The sequence below is a fragment of the Marinobacter sp. genome (assembly GCF_033722735.1).
Taxonomy (GTDB): Bacteria; Pseudomonadota; Gammaproteobacteria; order Pseudomonadales; family Oleiphilaceae; genus Marinobacter.
Genome location: NZ_JAWVYN010000016.1, coordinates 76118 through 93701 on the forward strand (window position 1 = coordinate 76118; position 17584 = coordinate 93701).

Below are 17584 nucleotides of genomic sequence, written 5' to 3' on the forward strand. Positions count from 1 at the left end.
AGAGTTGGAGGGTCATTTAGCTAGCTACTGTAGTTCATGGAACCGCATGCAGCCATTCTCGCTGGGGCCAAATCGCATAATAACACCCTGATTAACCAGTTTATTTGCCATCAATCACGGTTAGTCATGGAGCCTGGTCGCCAATTAGCATAAGCTAAACTGTCATAAATTGCCGGTAATGAGCGATAGGGCTATGACCGATAATCTGACGACGTTGAGCTCGCACTTTCGACACATCATCGAACAGCTCGGGGAGGACCCCCAGCGGGAGGGCCTGGCCGACACCCCCATGCGGGCCGCCAAGGCCATGCAGTTCCTGACCAAGGGCTACCAAGAGACCTTGGAAGAGCTGGTCAACGGCGCCATCTTCGAGTCATCCATGGACGAAATGATCGTGGTGCAGGATATCGAGCTGTACAGCCTGTGCGAGCACCACATGCTGCCGTTCATCGGCAAGTGCCACATTGCCTACATTCCCCAGGGCAAGGTGCTGGGACTGTCCAAGCTGGCCCGCATCGTCGACATGTACGCCCGGCGCCTGCAGATCCAGGAGAGCCTGACCCGGGAGATTGCCGAGGCCGTGGAGCAGGTAACCGACGCCAGTGGTGTGGCCGTGGTGATCGAGGCCCAGCACATGTGCATGATGATGCGCGGTGTCGAGAAACAGAACTCATTGATGAAAACGTCAATGATGCTCGGTTCCTTCCGCTCGTCCCAGGCAACCCGTAACGAGTTTCTGACCCTGATCAATCGACGCTGACCCCAGGAGTATTCATGGCCGCCCCCGAGATCAACCGACTGGCCACCGTGCGCATCAAAGATCTGTTGCTGCGCACCTACATTGGCATCAAGGAAGAGGAGATCAACAACCAGCAGGATGTCCGCATCAACGTCTGCCTGCGTTACGATGCCGGTGCCGCCATCGAACGCAACGAGATCGAATCCGCCCTCAATTACCGTACCATCACCAAACAGATCATCCACCACGTCGACGGTAACCGGTTTGCCCTGTTGGAACGGTTGACCCACGAGGTACTGGCCATCGTGATGGACCACCAGCAGGTGCAATGGGCCGAAGTGGAAATCGACAAGCCCCACGCCCTGCGTTATGCGGAATCGGTGTCGGTCACGCTTGAAGCCAGCCGGGACAACTGACGGCATGCCGGTACAGGACCCAGACCAGCTTCGCCAGCTACTGGAATCCACCCGCACCATTGCCCTGGTCGGGGCCAGCGACAAGCCCCAACGGCCCAGTCACGATGTGATGGCCTTCCTGCAGGGCCAGGGCTACCGGGTGATTCCGGTCAATCCCCGGCTGGCGGGCCAGACCCTGCTGGGCGAGACTGTCTATGCCACCCTCACCGACATTCCCGGGGCCATCGACCTGGTGGATGTCTTTCTCGCGCCGGCACGCACCGACCCGGTGATCGACCGCGCCATCGAGCGTGGGGTACCTGCCCTGTGGCTGCAGGTGGGGGTCATCAACGAAGCCGGCGCCGAGCGGGCGGAGCGGGCCGGGCTGACGGTGGTGATGGATCGCTGCCCCAAGCGGGAGATTCCACGCCTTGGCATCCGGGGCCTTGGCCGGTGACCGCCGTAACTGCTGACAGGCCATGAGATTTTCCGTATCTTATTGATTTGTCCTACAATACTGACAACGTTTCCATTAACCGCCGGCGGGCCCCGAAACGGAGGGGCCGGGTATCGGAGCCCTCAGTGCAAGCACCCAGGCCAGCCACCCGACAGATAGTGACCGCGCTGCTCAGCCCCGCGTTGCCGGTCCTGATCCTGGTGCTGTTCCTGGCCATCGCCGTGTTCCTGAAACACGGCACCGAGACCCAACAGGATCGCCAGCTCCAGGCGGCCCTGACCGCCGAGGCCCAGGGGCTGGCCCGCGACCTGGAGCGCCAGTTCGCCTACCACGTCCAGGCCCTCAATCGCATGGCCAGCCGTCTGGCAGACAACCCCGCCCTAACGGAAGCGAGCTGGCGTGCGGATGCCCGGAACTACCTGGACGACTTCGGCATCTACCAGGCCATCGAGTGGATTGACCGTAACTACGTCATCCGCTGGCTGGAACCGGTGGCCGGAAACGAACAGGCCATCGGTTTCAACGTTGCCTTTTCCCCCGCCCGTCGTCAGGCGCTGGCCCAGGCCGCAGCCACCGGCCAACTGGACTCCACCGGCGTGATCGAGCTGGAACAGGGCGGCACCGGGCTGGTGATCTACGCGCCGGTGGGCGCTGGCAGCGACAACCGGGGATTCATCGCCGGCGTGTTCCGCATGGCCAGTCTGGCCTCCTCGCTGATGACCGAGCGGGTACGCAGCGCCTTCCACATCGAGATTCATGAGAACGGCGAGCTGGCCTACCAGCTCAACCCGGAACCCGCTGACGGCACCGGCTATGTCCAGCGGGCTACCGTCGACCTGCCCAATGCGGCCTGGCAGATCAGCCTCACGCCCACCCGTGCCTGGCTGGCCAGCCAGCGCGGCCAGCTGCCCTGGATCACCTTTTCGGTACTGCTGGTGATGGGGCTGCTGGTGAGCCTGTCGACCCTGCTGATCCAACTGGTGCTGAAACGCCACCAGGACCTGCTCAAGACCCGCAGCGAGCTGGACCAGGAGATCCACCAACGTCAACTGATCCAGCAGGATCTGGCCCGCCTGGAATCCACCGACACCCTGACCGGGCTGGCCAACCGCCGATTCTTCATGGAAGACCTTAGCCACGCCCTGAGCCTGGCCGACCGCCATCAGCGCCAGGTGGCGTTGATCATGATCGACCTCGACCGGTTCCAGACCCTCAACGATTCCCTCGGCCATCAGTTCGGCGACGAGTTGCTGATCAAGGTCTCGGAACGCCTCAACGTCCTGGGCGACGAACGGGTGCTGGTGGCCTACTCCGGGGGCGACGAGTTCATGGTGTGCCAGCAGCATGTCGACGACATTGACGACGTCATCCATCTGCTGGGACAGCTCCAGAAGTGTTTCCACGAGCCCTTTGCCATCCAGGGCCAGATCCACAGCATCACCGCCACCATGGGCATCGCCGTCTATCCCCAGAGCGGCCTGGACGCCGACGTGCTGTTGCGTAACGCCGACATTGCCCTGTACCGCGCCAAGGAAAGCGGTCGCAACGCCTACCAGTTTTACACCGAAGGCATGCAGGAGCGGGAGGTCCGGCGCCTGGAGCTGGACAAGGACCTCAGCATCGCCCTGGAGCAGGACCAGTTCGTCCTGCACCTGCAACCCAAGCTGGACCTGGCGACCCTGAAGATGGACAGCGTGGAGGCCCTGATCCGCTGGCAACACCCCACCCGCGGCCTGGTTCCGCCGTTTGAGTTCATTCCACTGGCGGAAGAGAGCGGCCGCATCACCGACATTGGCCACTGGGTGGTGATGGCGGCGTGCCGCCAGTTGGCCGCCTGGCGCCAGGGCCCGCTGGCGCATCTGCGCATCGCGGTGAACCTGTCCGGGCGGGAACTGGACGACGAACACCTGGTCGACAACATCCAGCAGGCCCTGGCCGAGTACCAGGTCCCGCCCGACCGGCTGGAGGTGGAGCTGACCGAGGAGATCTTCATCCAGAACATCGAGCGTAACCGCAACCAGTTGGTGCGCCTCCACGACCTGGGGATCCGTCTGGCGATCGACGATTTCGGGGTCGGCTATTCGTCGCTGGCCTACCTGAGGGATTTCCCGGTGGACCTGCTCAAGATCGACCGCTCCTTCATCACCAACGTCACCGAGCGTCACGACGACGCGGTCATTACCCGGGCAGTGATCAATCTGGCCCACAACCTCGGGGTCAGGGTCGTCGCCGAAGGGGTGGAAACCGAACAACAGCTGCAGTTTCTCCAGGAGCACCAGTGCGACTACGCCCAGGGTTACCTGATCAGTCGGCCGGTCGGCGCCGACCAACTGGAGGCCCTGCTGCAGGACGACCGTTTCCCCCTGGGGCAGGATTGAAAAGCCCCGGCCGAGACGACACAATGCCAGCCAGTCATCCCATGCCCCACAACCAGCGTCAGCCAACCAAGCGAACGATGCCACCATGCCAAGCCAATATCTGACCCCCGAACAGGACCGCCGCCTCCGACGCTGGGAGCAGTGGAACCGCGGTTACTTCATCTTCGCGTTCTTCGCGATCATCCTGGTGCTGGTGTTCGGCAGCCAGCTGGGCCTGTCTAGCGGTGACAGCTGGGGGCCCCTGGGCGTGCTGCTGGCCGTGCTGATCACCCCCATCATCGTGCTTCAGCTCCGGCTGGCCTGCCCGGCCTGTCACCACAAGATCGGTTGGCAGGCCAAGCTGATGGCCCCCGATCAATGCCCCCACTGCGAGGTGTTCCTGCGGGCGAAGGCAAAGCGTTCCACCTGACCGTTGACCTGTGAGCTGCTCACAGGTTTTAGGCTATCCTCATCCCAGGGCCGGATCCGTGACCGGCCGCTGCTCGCCCGGCAAGAGAGGAGGAGATCCCGGCATGAAGGTCAACGAACTCGCCAAGGCCGCCGGCACCAGTGCCGATACCGTGCGCTACTATGCCCGCGAGGGCCTGTTGAACCCGGCCCGCGATCCGGTCAACAACTACCAGCAGTTTACCGCCGACGACCTGCGCCGGCTCAAGTTCGCCCGCAAGGCCCGTCAGCTGGGCTTCTCCCTGCCCGAAATCAAGACCATTCTGGATCAGGCGGACGACCACCACTCGCCCTGCCCGATGGTGCGGGACGTGTTCGAAAAGCGCCTGCACAGCGTGGAACAGCAGGTTGCGGAACTGCTCCAGCTGCGCGATCGCATGCGCTCGGCGCTGTCCGCCTGGCAGGCCATGCCCGACGGCACCCCGGACGGACACACCATCTGCCAGCTGATCGAACACTGGGACGACCCAGACTCCGCGTCCCAGCAGAAGGAGTAACCCCCAGTGAACCGTCAAAACGAACCTGCACCGCTGCTGCGCATTGCCGGCGCCTCCTGCCAGGGCTGCGTCCGAAAAATCCGCGACGCGCTCACTCCACTGGTGGCGGACCCGGACCAGATCACCGTGGATCTCGAATCACAAACCGTGCGCCTGCCGGCGGGGGTGGATCTCGAAGCCGCCGCCCGCCTCACCGGCGAAGCCGGCTACCCCGCACAGCCGGCCCAGCCCGAGACGGCGCAGCCAACCGAACACCGTGACCCTGCCCCGGAGGCCGCCCCGCGGGCGCCCTCAGCGGCCACCGGCGCCGCCATTCAGTTGGCGATCAGTGGCGCCACCTGTGCGTCCTGTGTCCGCACCATCGAGCAGGCACTGATGACAGTCCCCGGCGTCGAAGGCGCCCAGGTGAACCTGGCGGACAGCACCGCCAGCGTGTACGGCAACGCCGACGAACACGCCTTGACCGAGGCGGTCGCCAGTGCCGGGTACGGCGCCCGGGTGATCGAGGACCCGGACCAGGCCGACGAACGCCGCGATGCCGATGAACACCGCCAGTACCGGCAACTGCTCACCAAGATGGCGGTCAGCCTGGGACTCGGGCTGGGCCTGATGGTCTGGGGCATGGGTTTTGGCACCATGATGGTGACCTCGGCCAACCAGCCCCTGTGGCTGGGCCTGGGCACCCTCACCCTGGTGGTGATGGCGGCCACCGGGGGCCATTACTTTACCGGCGCCTGGAAGGCCTTTCGTCACCACAACGCCAATATGGACACCCTGATTGCCCTGGGCACCGGGACCGCCTGGCTGTATTCCATGGTGGTCGCCAGCGTGCCGGAAGCACTGCCGGAACTGGCCCGCCACGTCTACTTCGAAGCCTCCGCGATGATCATCGGCCTGATCAACCTGGGTCAGGCCCTGGAGCTGCGCGCCAAGGGGAAGACCTCCCAGGCCATCCGCCGCCTGCTGGACCTGCGAGCCAAGACCGCCCGCGTCATCCGCGACGGCGAGGAGCGGGACCTGCCGGTGGAGCAGGTTCGGGTCGGCGATCGCATCCGGGTACGCCCCGGCGAAAAGCTGCCGGTGGACGGCGAAATCCTTGAGGGGGAGAGCCGGGTGGATGAGAGCATGCTCACCGGGGAACCCATGCCGGTCGGCAAGGGCCCCGGCGACACGGTCTCCGCCGGCACCCTGAACGGTCACGGCGCGATCCTCTATCAGGCCTCCCGGGTGGGCAGTGAAACCGCCCTGGCGCAAATCATCCAACTGGTGAAAAAAGCCCAGGGCTCCAAGCCGGCCATCGGCCGGCTGGCGGACCGGATCTCGGCAGTGTTTGTGCCCAGCGTGATGCTGATTGCGGTGGTGGCGGCCCTGGCCTGGTACAACCTCGGGCCACAACCCGCCGGGGTGCACATGATGGTGGCCGCCACCACCGTGCTGATCATTGCCTGTCCCTGTGCCCTGGGGCTGGCCACCCCCATGTCGGGGATGGTCGGAGTCGGCAAGGCGGCCGAGTTCGGGGCGCTGATCCGCCAGGGCGACGCGCTGCAAAGCGCCGGCCAGCTCGACCTGGTGATCCTGGACAAGACCGGCACCATCACCGAGGGTCATCCCACGGTGACCCAGGTCCATGCCCTGACCGAAACCGAACACCAGGTATTGGCCCTGGCCGCCGGACTGGAACAGCATTCCGAGCACCCGCTGGCCGAGGCGGTGGTTCAACAGGCGCAGGCAACCGGGGTGGAACCGCTGCCGGTGACCGGCTTCCAGGCCATTAACGGCAAGGGCGTGCAGGGCGAGCGGGACGGCGTTACGCTGCGACTGGGCAACCGCCGCTGGCTGGAAGCCGAAGGCATCGAGCTGTCGGCGCTGACCGAGGCTGAGCAGGCCATCAGCCGGCAGGCGGGCACCCCCCTGTTCCTGGCGCGGGGCGAGCAGCCACTGGGGGTTATCGGGGTGGCCGACGCCATCAAACCCGACTCTGCCGCCGCCATCGAACGCCTGCATAACGCCGGCATCCGGGTGATGATGGTCACCGGCGATGTCGAGGCCACCGCCGAGGCGATTGCCAAGGCCGCCAACATCGACGACGTCCGCGCCGGGGTCCTGCCCGCCGACAAGGCCGGGATCGTCGAGTCCATGCGAGGCCAGGGGTACCGGGTGGCCATGGTGGGCGACGGCATCAACGACGCCCCGGCCCTGGCGGCAGCCGACGTCGGCTTCGCCATCGGCACCGGCACCGACGTGGCCATCGAGAGCGCCGCCATCACCCTGATGCGGGGCTCGCTGCACGGCGTGGCCGACGCCATCGAGGTGTCCCGGGCCACGGTGCGCAACATTCACCAGAACCTGTTCGGCGCCTTCGTCTACAACACCCTGGGGATTCCGGTGGCCGCCGGCCTGCTCTATCCGCTCTGGGGCATCCTGATGAGCCCGATCCTGGCCGGTGCCGCCATGTCGCTGTCCTCGGTGACGGTGGTCAGCAATGCCAACCGTTTGCGCCTGTTCAGGCCCAGCTCCGGGAGGACCACCCAATGAACGAACTGTTGATCAATGCCGGCGGCCTAGTGCTGATGGCCGCCATTGTCTGGTGGTTCTGGCTTGCCCCCGGCAAGTCCGGCCACCCCACCGATTCCCATCACTCGCGACAGGACGAAACCCCATGAAAAAACTGATCCTGGCCTTGGGCTTTGCCAGCGGCCTCTTCCTCGGCACGCCGGGCCATGCTGAAACGGCGCCGACCATCACCGTTTACAAGTCACCCACCTGCGGCTGCTGCCGCGACTGGGTTCGACACCTGGAGGAGAACGGCTTTGAGGTGGAGGCCATCGATACCCAGAATCTCAATACCATCAAGGCGCAGGCCGGCCTCACCCCGGCCCTGGCCAGCTGCCACACGGCGTTCGTTAATGACTACGTGATCGAGGGCCATGTGCCGGCCCGCGACATCCACCGCCTGCTGGCCCAAGACCTACCCGCCCGCGGCCTCAGTGTGCCGGGCATGCCGGTGGGCTCTCCCGGAATGGAGCTGGGGGATCGGCAGGATGCCTATCAGGTGCTGCTGTTCAATGAACAGGGGCAGACCCGGGTATTCGCTGACTATCGGTAGGTCCGACCAAAGCGAAGACCGGGGCCGTTCAGGCCCCGGCGTTGTTCCCGGATCGGGATCAGTAGAGGTAGGGCGCCAGGGCCAGCTCCAGCCGGGCCTGGTCGGCGTAAAGCTTCGACACCTCGACTACCGGCTTTTCCGGCGGCAGGGGTGACGGCCAGGCCTTCCGGAGTACGTCCAGGGCCTCGCTGGCGTCACGCCAGGCTTCGTTGTTACGACGCTTCAGTGTGTCCTGGTGGTTGTCCAGGTACTGACGGGCGGCGCCAACAAAGCCCTGACCATCCTGATACTCGTGGACCGCCACGAAACGTTCGCCGTCCAACGCCTCATCGTATTCCAGCACGGCCTGTTTGGTGAGGGACAGCACCACCTTGGAGATGGTTTCCGCACTCAGCCCCTGCTGGTCGCCAACGCCATTCACCGCCTGCTCGATGCCGAGCCAGGCGGCCTGAAACTCCTCACTGATATCGCCCCAGTCGTCGACCTGTCCGGCTTTCTCCGCCACTGCCCGCAGACGCTCGCCGAGATCGCCCTGATTCCGGCGCGCCAGGCCATCCTCGGCCATCGGGTAGACCTCCACCCAGGGATGGGCCAGGTGCGGGCGGCCCTGCGCCACCTCGCCGGATTTGATCAGCTCTCGGGCCGCCATCAGGTGGCCCTGCATCATATGCAGCATGGCAACGTAGGCGCCGTCGGAGGTGACAGCAGATACCGAGCCACCGCCTTCACCGCCTTCACCGCCTTCGCCGCCTTCGCCGCCTTCGCCGCCTTCACCACCTTCACCGCCGGCAACGAAGTAACTGAATGCGGCACCAACTTCACCGCCGTGGTGTTCGCCGCCTTCACCGCCGTGGTGTTCGCCGCCTTCACCGCCGTGGTGTTCGCCGCCTTCACCGCCGTGGTGTTCGCCGCCTTCACCGCCGTGGTGTTCGCCGCCTTCGCCGCCGTGGTGTTCGCCGCCTTCGCCGCCGTGGTGTTCGCCGCCTTCGCCACCGTGGTATTCGCCGCCTTCGCCGCCGTGATGTTCGCCGCCTTCACCGCCGTGCGCGCCAGGCTTCACCTGTTCTTCCTGGGGGGTGCCGCCATGCCCATCGGCACTCACGCCGGAACTGGCGAGCAACGTTGCCACCCCGATACCGGTCCACAGTTTCAGTTTCTGGTTCTTCATTGGATTCTCCTGTCGCTAAACCGCCTAACCATGGCGAGGATATTGATGGCTTTTCCGTGTCAGGGCATGATGATGCAACTAAGACATTTATTGCAAATTATTCCCATTCCGCCTGGAGTCCCCCCATGATTGTGTGCATCGGCGAAATCCTGAAACCAGAGCAACTGCAGCGTGTCCGGGTCGCACTGGACAGCGGCGCCTTCGAGGATGGTCGCAAGAGCGCCGGCTGGCATGCCCGCCTGGTCAAGAACAACGAACAGATGCAGATGGCCGACCAGAAAGCCCAGGCCCTGCGGGCGGAGGTGGAGAAAGCCCTCACCGGTCATCCGGTGTTCCAGATGGCGGCCAGGCCGGCGAAAATGACCCCCATCCTGTTCAGCCGCTACCGGGACGGCATGACCTACGGCAACCACGTGGATGATCCGGTGATGGGGCGCGGCGCCGGCCGGTTGCGCACCGACATCTCCTTCACCCTGTTCCTCGACGACCCCGAGAGTTACGACGGCGGCGAGCTGGTGACGGACACCTCCGCCGGCGAGCAGTCCTATAAGTTGCCCGCCGGCTCGGCGGTGATCTACCCTTCCTCGACCCTGCACCGTGTCGAGCCCGTTACCCGTGGGCAGCGACGGGTGGCCATCGGCTGGATTCAGAGCACCATCCGCGAGCCGGCGCAGCGGGAAGTACTCTTTGATCTCGACACCGCCCGGCGGCAGCTGTTTGACCGGGAAGGCAAAACCGCCGAATTCGACCTGTTGACCAAGTCCCTGGCCAACCTGCAGCGCCAGTGGGTTGAGCTATGATTTTGCCACACCCCCTCTGACGCGTGGCGCCATAACCGTTATACTCCGCCTCTACGTTCAACTTCACCAGCCAGGTCCGTTCATGCTCAATGCCGACGCGCTCAGTCAGTTGCGCCAGCTCAAATCCGATATCAAAGACAACAAGGTGGTCTTCGCCGGCACCGTTAAAGCCACGAACGGTCGTTTCGGATTCGTGGCCCTGGACGAGGGCCGGGACTTGTTCCTGCCGCCAGAGGAAATGCAGAAAGTGCTGCCTGGCGACCGCATCCACGTCACCGAGCACACCGACGACCAGGGCAAGAGCCAGGGCGTGGTGGACGAACTCCTGGAGAGCCCGCTAACCACCTTTGTCGGCCGCTACCTGGTCAAGGGCAAGGGCCACTTTGTGGTTCCGGAAACCCCCGGCATCAACCGCTGGATCTTCATTCCGCCCAAGCACCGGCAGAAGGCCGAGCCGGACGACTTCATCTACTGCCGTATCCACAAGCACCCGTTCAAGGATGGCAAGGGCCAGGCCAGGATTGAGAAGGTAATCGGCAAGGCCGGCGAACCCGGCATCGAACGCGCCTTCACCCTGGCCAGCTTCGACCTAGAGGAAACCTGGCCGGCCGCGGTCCAGCAGCAGGCGGACGCACTCAGCGAAGACGCCATTGCGGCGGTCGCCGGCGACCGCCGGGATCGCACGGTCGAGCCCTATGTCACCATCGACAGCCCCAGTACCCAGGACATGGACGATGCCCTGCTGGCCGAGGCCAATGCCACCGGCTGGAAGGTCTCTGTCGCCATCGCCGACCCGACCGCCCTGATGGCGCCGGACAGCCCGGCGGAGCGGGAGGCCCTGCGCCGCGCCACCGCCATCTATTTCCCCGGCGAGCCCCGGCCCATGCTGCCGGAAGCCATCAGCACCCGGTTGTGCTCGCTGCTGCCGGACACCCAACGCCTCGCGCTGGTGTGCGACATGCAGGTCAATAACGACGGCAGCCTGGGCGATTACCGCTTCGAACTGGCCACCGTGCGCTCCCAGGGCAAGCTCAGTTACGACCTGGCGGCCAGTGTGATCGATGGCCGCGAAGGCGAGGAGGCCAAGGCCCTGCCGGAGGCGGTCACCACCAGCCTGGATCAGCTGCACCAGGCCGCCACGGCCCTGCGCCGTTGGCGGGAAGAGCACGCCCTGTTGAGCAGTGACCGGCCGGAGTTCCGCCTGCGGCTGGATGAGAACAAGCGCATTCGCCAGATCGAACCCGCCGTTCAGAACGAAGCCCACCGTCTGGTAGAGGAATGCATGGTGGCCGCCAACCGCTGTGCGGCGGATTTCCTGGGCCAACGGGGCTCCGGCCTGTTTATTACCCACCCCGGCCTGCGGGAGGACCGGCGCGACAACATTCGGACCCTGCTGGCCAACTTTGCGCCAGCCCTGGCGGAACTGGATCCAGCCAGCGCGGACGACTTCCGCACCTTGATGCAACGCAGTGAGGGCCTGGACGCGGAGGTGCCGGTAAAAGCCATCGTCTCCCGCCAGCTGGCCCGGGTGGAACTCTCGTTCCAGCCCGCTCCGCACCAGGGCATGGGATTGCCGGCCTACACCACCTTCACCTCGCCCCTGCGCAAGTTCAGCGATTACTACGTGCACCGGCTGATCAAGGCGGCCCTGTGGCAGCAGCCGATGCAACCACTGACCGAGGCGCAGCTGGAGACGCTGCAGGCCGCCCAGATCCAGGCCCGCCAGGCGGCCAACAGCCTGGAGAACTGGCTCAAGTGCGAATACGCCCCCACTCTGGGCGCCACCGAACAGACCGGCACCATCAGCCGTACCGTGCCCGCCGGCTTCTTCGTTCGCCTGGACAGCAACGGCCTGGAGGGCTTCGTCAGCTGCAAGACCCTGCCGGGCAAGTACAGTTTTGACCCGGTCACGCTGCGCCTGACCCACACCAAGAACGGCCGTACCTTCCAGCTGGAGCAGCCGGTCACGGTCACCCTCGCGGACGTGGACAACGAGCGCAAGCAGATCAACTTCAAGCTGGTGGAGAGCGCCACCGGCACCGGTGACGACCAGACCGCCCAGGCGGCGGCGAACCCTTGAAAATCCGGCGGCGGGGGCGCATGGTGATTGAAGGAATGCCAGGCGCTTTCACAGAAGCCCAACCGTGGGGAGGTGAGCCCTATGCCAATCAGCCCTGACGAATTCCTCCGCAAATACGGGTTTGACAAGGAGGAAGAAGAACGCGACCACAGCCTGCGCCACAATGCCCTGGAACATGCCCGGCACCTGCGGCGCCCCCATGCCGGCACGCCCTTCGACTGGGAGGACTGGGAGCGCTACAAGCGGGAACACCCGGACGAGGTGGACGAGGATGAGGACACCGGCGGCAACGCCGCCTAGTGTCCCGGCAGACTAGTCCAGCATTGCGGCCAGTTTCCGGTCCTTGCCGGACCAGAGGTCCTGCAGCCAGTCCTTGATCTGCTTGCGGTGCTCCGCGTCGGCCGTGTAATCCTTGCCCTTCAGGTGCTCCGGAATGGTGACGGTGTCGATGGTCAGGCGGATCTCATCGACCCGGCCACAGAGAAAGCCCCAGAACGTCGGCGCTCCGCCCGGATAGGCAATGGTGACATCCACCAGGGTCTCGATGGAGTCGCCCATGGCGTCCAGCACGAACGCCACACCGCCCGCCTTGGGTGTCAGCAGGTGCTGGAAGCGCGACTTCTGGCGTTGATGCTTGGCCGGGGTGAAACGGGTGCCCTCCACAAAGTTCATCACACTTACCGGGGTGTAGCGGAATTTCTCGCAGGCCTTGCGGGTGGCCTTCAGGTCTTCGCCGCGCTTCTCCGGGTGCTTGATCAGGTACTCGCGGGAATGGCGCTGCATAAACGGGAAATCCAGCCCCCACCAGGCCAGACCGATTACCGGTACCCAGATCAGTTGCTTCTTCAGGAAGAACTTCAGAAACGGCGCCCGTCGATTGAACACCCGCTGCATGGCGAAGATGTCCACCCAGCTCTGGTGGTTGCTCAGCACCAGGTACCAGCCCTGACGCTGCAACTGCTCGGCACCGGTCACCCGCCAGTCGGTGCCGTGGGTCAGTTTCATCCAGCCGGTGTTGCAGGCGACCCAGGACTCCGAGATCCAGATAATGGCGCGGGTACACAGCACCCGGAACCCCTGGATGGGAATAACGAGCTTCAGGAGCGCGGGAATGTACAGCAGGATGCACCAGAAGAGCGTGTTGATTCCCAGCAACAGGGCGTTGAGCACGCCGATCACCGGCGCGGGCAGAAAGCTGAGCATGGTTGTTGTCCGTGTTGTTGTCCGTTGATGGCTGGTGCGCATGATAGCAATGCCGTGGACCAATGGGCAGTGGCCCATGGTGACTGATTTGCCAACGTCACTGGACGGTTTTGCCATAGTTCGAGCGGCTGTTGTCCGTATACTTTGGCCAACTTGCGAATCCACGCGCTGTTCCTAGAGTAAACCGTGATGAACCCGGCCATGCCCAATATTTTCCAGAACGTTATCAACAAGGCGTCCGGCCTGACTCGCCAGACCGCCCTCTACGCCGGCAACGCCTTCGACCGGGTGTTCCGTGCCGCCAGCCTGGTACAGGCCGGCCAGACCCCGTTCGAAACCCTGCACAGCGACGGTCTGGTCAGCCTGCGTTACTACCCGCCGCTGGCGGAAGACTTCATCGACCTGGACGACGAAGAGATTCCGGTGGCGCGCCAGAGTCACAAGACCCCGATTGTGATCGTGCCGCCGCTGGCGGTGAACATGCTGATCTACGACCTGTTCCCCCAGCGCAGCCTGGTCCGGTTTCTCCGCGCCAAGGGCTTTGAGGTGTACCTGATCGACTGGGGCGTGCCCACCCGCGAGCACACCCACTACAACATGCACACCTACGTCGCCGAGTTGCTGCCCGCCTACCTCAACCGGGTACGGGAACACAGCGGCGAACAGGAACTGTCCCTGCATGGCTGGAGCATGGGCGGCATGTTCACCCTGTTCTACTCGGCCCTCAGCAAGGACCAGCACATCCGCAACGCCATTGTGCTGGGCTCGCCCATCGACAGCCACGCCTCGGGCCTGATCGGGGTGCTGTACCAGCGCATTTCCGACGTCGCCGAGCTTGTCCGCGAGCGCACCGGGTTCCGGCTGCACAACCTGCAGCCGCACTGGTTCCACACCCCGGGCTGGGCCAACACCCTGGGGTTCAAGCTGACCAACCCCATCGGCAGCGTGATGGGTTACTGGGAACTGATCGTCCGCCTGGGCGACCGGGAGTTCGTGACCAACCACGCCACCACCTCAGCGTTCCTCGACCGGATGGTGGCCTACCCCGGTGGCATCATCCAGGACACCATGGTGCGCATCTGGATCGACAACCAGCTGTCCGACGGCAAGATCCAGATCGGTGACGATTGGGCGCGGCTGGAGAACGTCAACGCCAACCTGCTGGCCATCGCCGGCGAAACCGACACCCTGGCCACCCCCGGCGCCGCCAAGCGGGTCATGGACCACGTCAGCTCCACCGACAAGACCTTCCGGGTGATCCCCGGCGGCCACATGGGCATCCTGGCCGGCAGCAAGGCGCCGCGGGCAAGCTGGCGAGAGATGGCCGAGTGGCTGGCGGAACGCTCGAACTGACCCCGGCAGTCGCCGACTAACCCCGGTTCTGCCGGCCGCGGTTTTGCCCTACACTGGGACCCATGAATCCCATCGATACGTTCAATCTCGACGCCCGTGCCCTGCGGGTGTTCCTGACGGTGCTGGACGAAGCCAGTGTGTCCCGGGCCGCGGTCAAGCTGGGCCTGAGCCAGTCGGCGGTCAGCCACACCCTGGACCGGCTGCGGCAGATACTGGGCGACCCGCTGTTCGTCAAGTCCGGCCGCGGCATTGCCCCGACCCGGTATGCCCAGCGGGTCGGCCCCAACGTGCGACAGATCCTCGACGACCTGCGGGCGCTGTCCGCCGGTCCCCCGTTCGCTCCCCGGGACGCCGAGTTCGGCTTCACCATCGCCGCCAACGACTACCAGCGTGACCTGCTGCTGCCGCCGCTGGCCGCCATCCTGCGGGAGCAGGCACCGGGCATCACCCTGCAGGTGATTCCCTCCGGCATTCCCAGCGCCGACCTGCTGCGCAAGGAGGTGTGCGACCTGATCATCTCCCCCCATCCGCCGTCCGCCAGCGACGTCATGCAGCGCCGGCTGCTGGACGACCAGATGGTGGTGTTCTACGACCCGACGCAGCGGACGCCTCCGGCCACCCTGGCGGATTACCTGCAGGCCGACCATATCGGCATCCTGTTTGGCACCGGCGAACGCACCGCCCTGGAAGGCTCCCTCAGCGCCCGCGGCCTGGAGCGAAAAGTGGTGGTCACGGTGTCCAACTTCTCCGGCCTGCCCGGCTTCCTGAACCAGTCGCGCCTGCTGGCCACGGCGCCCCGGCGCATGAGTAGGCACTTACTCAAGGACTTCGCCCACGCCGCCCTGCCCTTCGACTACAAGCCATTCACCCTGCTGATGCTGTGGCACCAGCGCCACCAGGACGATCCGGCCCATCGCTGGTTGCGACAGCAACTGGTGGCGGTGGCCGAAGGCCTGGACGGCTGATTCATCACTTTTATTCATAGGTGGTATGCAGGCGCCGGCCGTTATCCTGGCCGGCCATCGGCGTAGACTGATTCCCTCATTCTTCACCGTCATCGGGTTGCCCATGCTCGCCCTCACCAGTGTCTGGACCACCGTCCTGCTTGCCGCCGCCGTGGCCCTCGGGCCACTGGCAACGGACATGTACCTGCCCGCCCTGCCGGCCATGGGCGCCGCCCTGTCCGCCGGCGCCGACCAGGTGCAGCTGACCCTGAGCGTGTACATGGCGGGCTTTGCCCTGGCGCAGCTGCTGTGCGGCCCCCTGGCCGACCGTTTTGGCCGCAAGCCGGTGATGCTCGGCGGCTTCCTGCTGTTCGCCGTTGCCAGCCTGGGCTGTGCCCTGACCAGCGACATCGAAACGCTGATCGTCTGCCGCTTCCTGCAGGCCCTCGGCGGCTCCGCCGGTCCGGTGCTGGGGCGGGCCGCCATCCGCGACATCTACACCCCACGGGAGGCCGCCCGCATCCTGGCGCTGCTGGCCAGCATCATGGCTCTGGCTCCGGCCGTTGCCCCAACGCTCGGCGGCCTGATGCTCGAGGGCCTGGGCTGGAACGCCATCTTCCTGGCCCTGGCCGGCTACGCCCTGGTGATGACCCTGGTGGTGGCCATCGGCATCCCCGAACCCATGCCGGCGGACTACCGCCAGCCCCTGCGGCTATGTTCCCTGCTGGCCAATTACCGGACCATCGGATCGGACCCGAGCTTCATCGGCTACACCCTGACCAATGCCCTGATCTTTTCCGCCCTGTTCGCGTTCCTGTCCGGCTCGTCGTTTGTGCTGATCGATTTTCTCGCTGTGGCGCCGCAGCACTTCGGCCTGCTGTTCGGCCTGGTGGTGGTTGGCTATATCGCTGGCAACCTGACCGCCATGAAACTGGGCCGGCGGCTGGTGCCGGACCAGGTGATGCTGCGCGGGCTGGTGCTCGCCGTGTTCGGTGGCGGCCTGATGGCGGCCCTGGCGGTGGCCGAGGTCTTCACCGTGTGGGCGGTGGTGGTGCCCCAGGCCCTGGTGATGATGGGCGTGGGCATGGCCCTGCCCCAGACCATGGCCGGCGCCCTGGCCAACTTTCCCCGCATGGCCGGTTCGGCCTCGGCGCTGTTCGGCTTCAGCCAGATGACCGTGGCCGCGACGGTGGGCGCGCTGGTGGGCCATTTCTATACCGGCACCTCGCTGGTCATGGCGTTGGTCGTCGCGGTGGCCACGGTGACGGCGCTGGCGGCCTACCTGCTGTTGGTCCAGCGCTACCCTGCGCCCGGATTCGAGCCCGCCCCGGAGGCCGGGGCCTGATCGTCGTCGATCGCCGTGACGAAGTGGCGGGAATGGACTACACAGTAAGGAACGTCACTTCCACCGAATCCAAACAGGGAGACAGCCATGAGCAGCGTGACACTCGACGGAAACCCCATCGCCATCAGCGGCGACTTTCCCAAGCCCGGCGACGCCGCGCCGGACTTTACCCTCACCAATCAGGGCCTGGAGGACGTCTCCCTCGAGTCCTACGCCGGTCAACGCAAGATCCTGAACATCGTGCCCAGCCTGGACACCGGCGTGTGCGCCGCCTCCACCCGTAAATTCAACGAGAAGGCCAGCAGCCTGGAAAACACCGTGGTGCTGGTGGTGTCCGCCGACCTGCCGTTTGCCGCCGGGCGGTTCTGTGGCGCGGAGGGCCTGAAAGACGTGGTGCCCCTCTCCACCTTCCGTAACTACAGCTTCCAGCAGGATTACGGCGTCGCCATCCAGGACGGCCCACTGGCGGGCCTGTGCGCCCGGGCCGTGGTGGTGCTCGATGAGAACAACAAGGTCATGCACAGCCAGCTGGTGCCGGAGATCAAGCACGAACCGGATTACGAGGCCGCCCTGAAAGCACTCTGAGTCGCCCCACCCAGCCCCGGCGGCCCCCCGGCCAGCCCGGGGGCGCCCCCGCAGCGAGAAAGCTGGACCCCATTTGCGACACCGCCA

The 17584-nt window shown here is 65.2% G+C and carries 18 protein-coding genes; 16 read left to right on the top strand and 2 right to left on the bottom strand.

What is annotated here, in order from left to right:
* Positions 1-193 precede the first annotated feature (193 nt).
* The 9 genes from folE (at position 194) to R3175_RS12885 (ending at position 8019) form a co-directional block, all read left to right on the top strand.
* The gene (gene folE, locus R3175_RS12845; protein ID WP_318944710.1) at positions 194-760 is read left to right on the top strand and encodes a GTP cyclohydrolase I FolE; all 567 of its coding nucleotides are present in this window, start codon (positions 194-196) and stop codon (positions 758-760) included.
* A 14-nt stretch (positions 761-774) separates the two neighbouring features.
* Positions 775-1155: a dihydroneopterin triphosphate 2'-epimerase gene (gene folX / locus R3175_RS12850; protein WP_318944712.1), complete on the top strand. Its 381-nt coding sequence runs from the start codon at positions 775-777 to the stop codon at positions 1153-1155.
* Positions 1156-1159: 4 nt separating this feature from the next.
* Positions 1160-1591 carry a CoA-binding protein gene (locus tag R3175_RS12855; RefSeq protein WP_318944714.1) on the top strand — a complete coding sequence of 144 codons (432 nt, stop codon included), beginning with the start codon at positions 1160-1162 and terminating at the stop codon, positions 1589-1591.
* Positions 1592-1716: 125 nt separating this feature from the next.
* Positions 1717-3969, top strand: coding sequence for a putative bifunctional diguanylate cyclase/phosphodiesterase (locus R3175_RS12860; RefSeq protein WP_318944715.1), 2253 nt, complete (start codon positions 1717-1719; stop codon positions 3967-3969).
* Between the two features lie 85 nt (positions 3970-4054).
* Positions 4055-4378 carry a hypothetical protein gene (locus R3175_RS12865; RefSeq protein ID WP_318944717.1) on the top strand — a complete coding sequence of 108 codons (324 nt, stop codon included), beginning with the start codon at positions 4055-4057 and terminating at the stop codon, positions 4376-4378.
* Between the two features lie 103 nt (positions 4379-4481).
* Entirely contained in the window at positions 4482-4913 is a 432-nt protein-coding gene (locus tag R3175_RS12870; protein WP_318944718.1) for a MerR family transcriptional regulator, read from the top strand.
* A 6-nt stretch (positions 4914-4919) separates the two neighbouring features.
* Positions 4920-7448: a heavy metal translocating P-type ATPase gene (locus R3175_RS12875; RefSeq protein WP_318944720.1), complete on the top strand. Its 2529-nt coding sequence runs from the start codon at positions 4920-4922 to the stop codon at positions 7446-7448.
* Positions 7445-7576, top strand: a complete 132-nt coding sequence (locus tag R3175_RS12880; RefSeq protein ID WP_318944721.1) for a hypothetical protein — start codon at positions 7445-7447, stop codon at positions 7574-7576. Before R3175_RS12875 ends, R3175_RS12880 begins: the two co-directional genes overlap by 4 nt.
* The gene (locus R3175_RS12885; protein WP_318944723.1) at positions 7573-8019 is read left to right on the top strand and encodes a DUF411 domain-containing protein; all 447 of its coding nucleotides are present in this window, start codon (positions 7573-7575) and stop codon (positions 8017-8019) included. Before R3175_RS12880 ends, R3175_RS12885 begins: the two co-directional genes overlap by 4 nt.
* 58 nt (positions 8020-8077) lie before the next feature.
* Here the strand turns inward: R3175_RS12885 and R3175_RS12890 are convergent, their stop codons facing one another.
* The gene (locus R3175_RS12890) at positions 8078-9187 is read right to left on the bottom strand and encodes a hypothetical protein (protein ID WP_318944725.1); all 1110 of its coding nucleotides are present in this window, start codon (positions 9185-9187) and stop codon (positions 8078-8080) included.
* A gap of 125 nt (positions 9188-9312) precedes the next feature.
* Between R3175_RS12890 and R3175_RS12895 the strand changes: the two genes are divergently transcribed.
* The 3 genes from R3175_RS12895 to R3175_RS12905 all read left to right on the top strand — a co-directional run bounded on the left by R3175_RS12895 (position 9313) and on the right by R3175_RS12905 (position 12367).
* Positions 9313-9987, top strand: coding sequence for a Fe2+-dependent dioxygenase (locus tag R3175_RS12895; RefSeq protein WP_318944726.1), 675 nt, complete (start codon positions 9313-9315; stop codon positions 9985-9987).
* An 82-nt stretch (positions 9988-10069) separates the two neighbouring features.
* Positions 10070-12067 (top strand): VacB/RNase II family 3'-5' exoribonuclease, encoded by a 1998-nt coding sequence (locus R3175_RS12900; RefSeq protein ID WP_318944727.1) that lies wholly within the window; start codon positions 10070-10072, stop codon positions 12065-12067.
* A gap of 81 nt (positions 12068-12148) precedes the next feature.
* Positions 12149-12367 carry a hypothetical protein gene (locus tag R3175_RS12905; protein WP_318944728.1) on the top strand — a complete coding sequence of 73 codons (219 nt, stop codon included), beginning with the start codon at positions 12149-12151 and terminating at the stop codon, positions 12365-12367.
* Between the two features lie 12 nt (positions 12368-12379).
* Here R3175_RS12905 and R3175_RS12910 read toward each other — a convergent pair whose 3' ends face one another.
* A complete protein-coding gene (locus R3175_RS12910; RefSeq protein ID WP_318944729.1) occupies positions 12380-13270 on the bottom strand; it encodes an acyltransferase in 891 nt (296 codons plus the stop codon).
* A 201-nt stretch (positions 13271-13471) separates the two neighbouring features.
* On the opposite strand from R3175_RS12910, the gene R3175_RS12915 reads away from it, so the two are divergent.
* The 4 genes from R3175_RS12915 (at position 13472) to tpx (ending at position 17497) form a co-directional block, all read left to right on the top strand.
* On the top strand, positions 13472-14623 hold the full coding sequence (locus tag R3175_RS12915; RefSeq protein WP_318944730.1) for an alpha/beta fold hydrolase: 1152 nt from the start codon (positions 13472-13474) through the stop codon (positions 14621-14623).
* 62 nt (positions 14624-14685) lie between these two features.
* Positions 14686-15588, top strand: a complete 903-nt coding sequence (locus tag R3175_RS12920; RefSeq protein ID WP_318944731.1) for a LysR family transcriptional regulator — start codon at positions 14686-14688, stop codon at positions 15586-15588.
* Positions 15589-15691: 103 nt separating this feature from the next.
* A complete protein-coding gene (locus R3175_RS12925; protein WP_318944735.1) occupies positions 15692-16912 on the top strand; it encodes a multidrug effflux MFS transporter in 1221 nt (406 codons plus the stop codon).
* Positions 16913-16999: 87 nt separating this feature from the next.
* Positions 17000-17497 (top strand): thiol peroxidase, encoded by a 498-nt coding sequence (gene tpx / locus R3175_RS12930; RefSeq protein WP_318944732.1) that lies wholly within the window; start codon positions 17000-17002, stop codon positions 17495-17497.
* The last annotated feature ends 87 nt before the right edge of the window (positions 17498-17584 follow it).

What these genes read in the sequence shown, in the direction of transcription:
- folE (WP_318944710.1), top strand. Translation starts at nt 194, where the DNA reads ATGACCGATAATCTGACGACGTTGAGCTCGCACTTTCGACACATCATC.
- folX (WP_318944712.1), top strand. Translation starts at nt 775, where the DNA reads ATGGCCGCCCCCGAGATCAACCGACTGGCCACCGTGCGCATCAAAGAT.
- R3175_RS12855 (WP_318944714.1), top strand. Translation starts at nt 1,160, where the DNA reads ATGCCGGTACAGGACCCAGACCAGCTTCGCCAGCTACTGGAATCCACC.
- R3175_RS12865 (WP_318944717.1), top strand. Translation starts at nt 4,055, where the DNA reads ATGCCAAGCCAATATCTGACCCCCGAACAGGACCGCCGCCTCCGACGC.
- R3175_RS12870 (WP_318944718.1), top strand. Translation starts at nt 4,482, where the DNA reads ATGAAGGTCAACGAACTCGCCAAGGCCGCCGGCACCAGTGCCGATACC.
- R3175_RS12880 (WP_318944721.1), top strand. Translation starts at nt 7,445, where the DNA reads ATGAACGAACTGTTGATCAATGCCGGCGGCCTAGTGCTGATGGCCGCC.
- R3175_RS12885 (WP_318944723.1), top strand. Translation starts at nt 7,573, where the DNA reads ATGAAAAAACTGATCCTGGCCTTGGGCTTTGCCAGCGGCCTCTTCCTC.
- R3175_RS12890 (WP_318944725.1), bottom strand. Translation starts at nt 9,187, where the DNA reads ATGAAGAACCAGAAACTGAAACTGTGGACCGGTATCGGGGTGGCAACG.
- R3175_RS12895 (WP_318944726.1), top strand. Translation starts at nt 9,313, where the DNA reads ATGATTGTGTGCATCGGCGAAATCCTGAAACCAGAGCAACTGCAGCGT.
- R3175_RS12900 (WP_318944727.1), top strand. Translation starts at nt 10,070, where the DNA reads ATGCTCAATGCCGACGCGCTCAGTCAGTTGCGCCAGCTCAAATCCGAT.
- R3175_RS12905 (WP_318944728.1), top strand. Translation starts at nt 12,149, where the DNA reads ATGCCAATCAGCCCTGACGAATTCCTCCGCAAATACGGGTTTGACAAG.
- R3175_RS12910 (WP_318944729.1), bottom strand. Translation starts at nt 13,270, where the DNA reads ATGCTCAGCTTTCTGCCCGCGCCGGTGATCGGCGTGCTCAACGCCCTG.
- R3175_RS12915 (WP_318944730.1), top strand. Translation starts at nt 13,472, where the DNA reads ATGCCCAATATTTTCCAGAACGTTATCAACAAGGCGTCCGGCCTGACT.
- R3175_RS12920 (WP_318944731.1), top strand. Translation starts at nt 14,686, where the DNA reads ATGAATCCCATCGATACGTTCAATCTCGACGCCCGTGCCCTGCGGGTG.
- R3175_RS12925 (WP_318944735.1), top strand. Translation starts at nt 15,692, where the DNA reads ATGCTCGCCCTCACCAGTGTCTGGACCACCGTCCTGCTTGCCGCCGCC.
- tpx (WP_318944732.1), top strand. Translation starts at nt 17,000, where the DNA reads ATGAGCAGCGTGACACTCGACGGAAACCCCATCGCCATCAGCGGCGAC.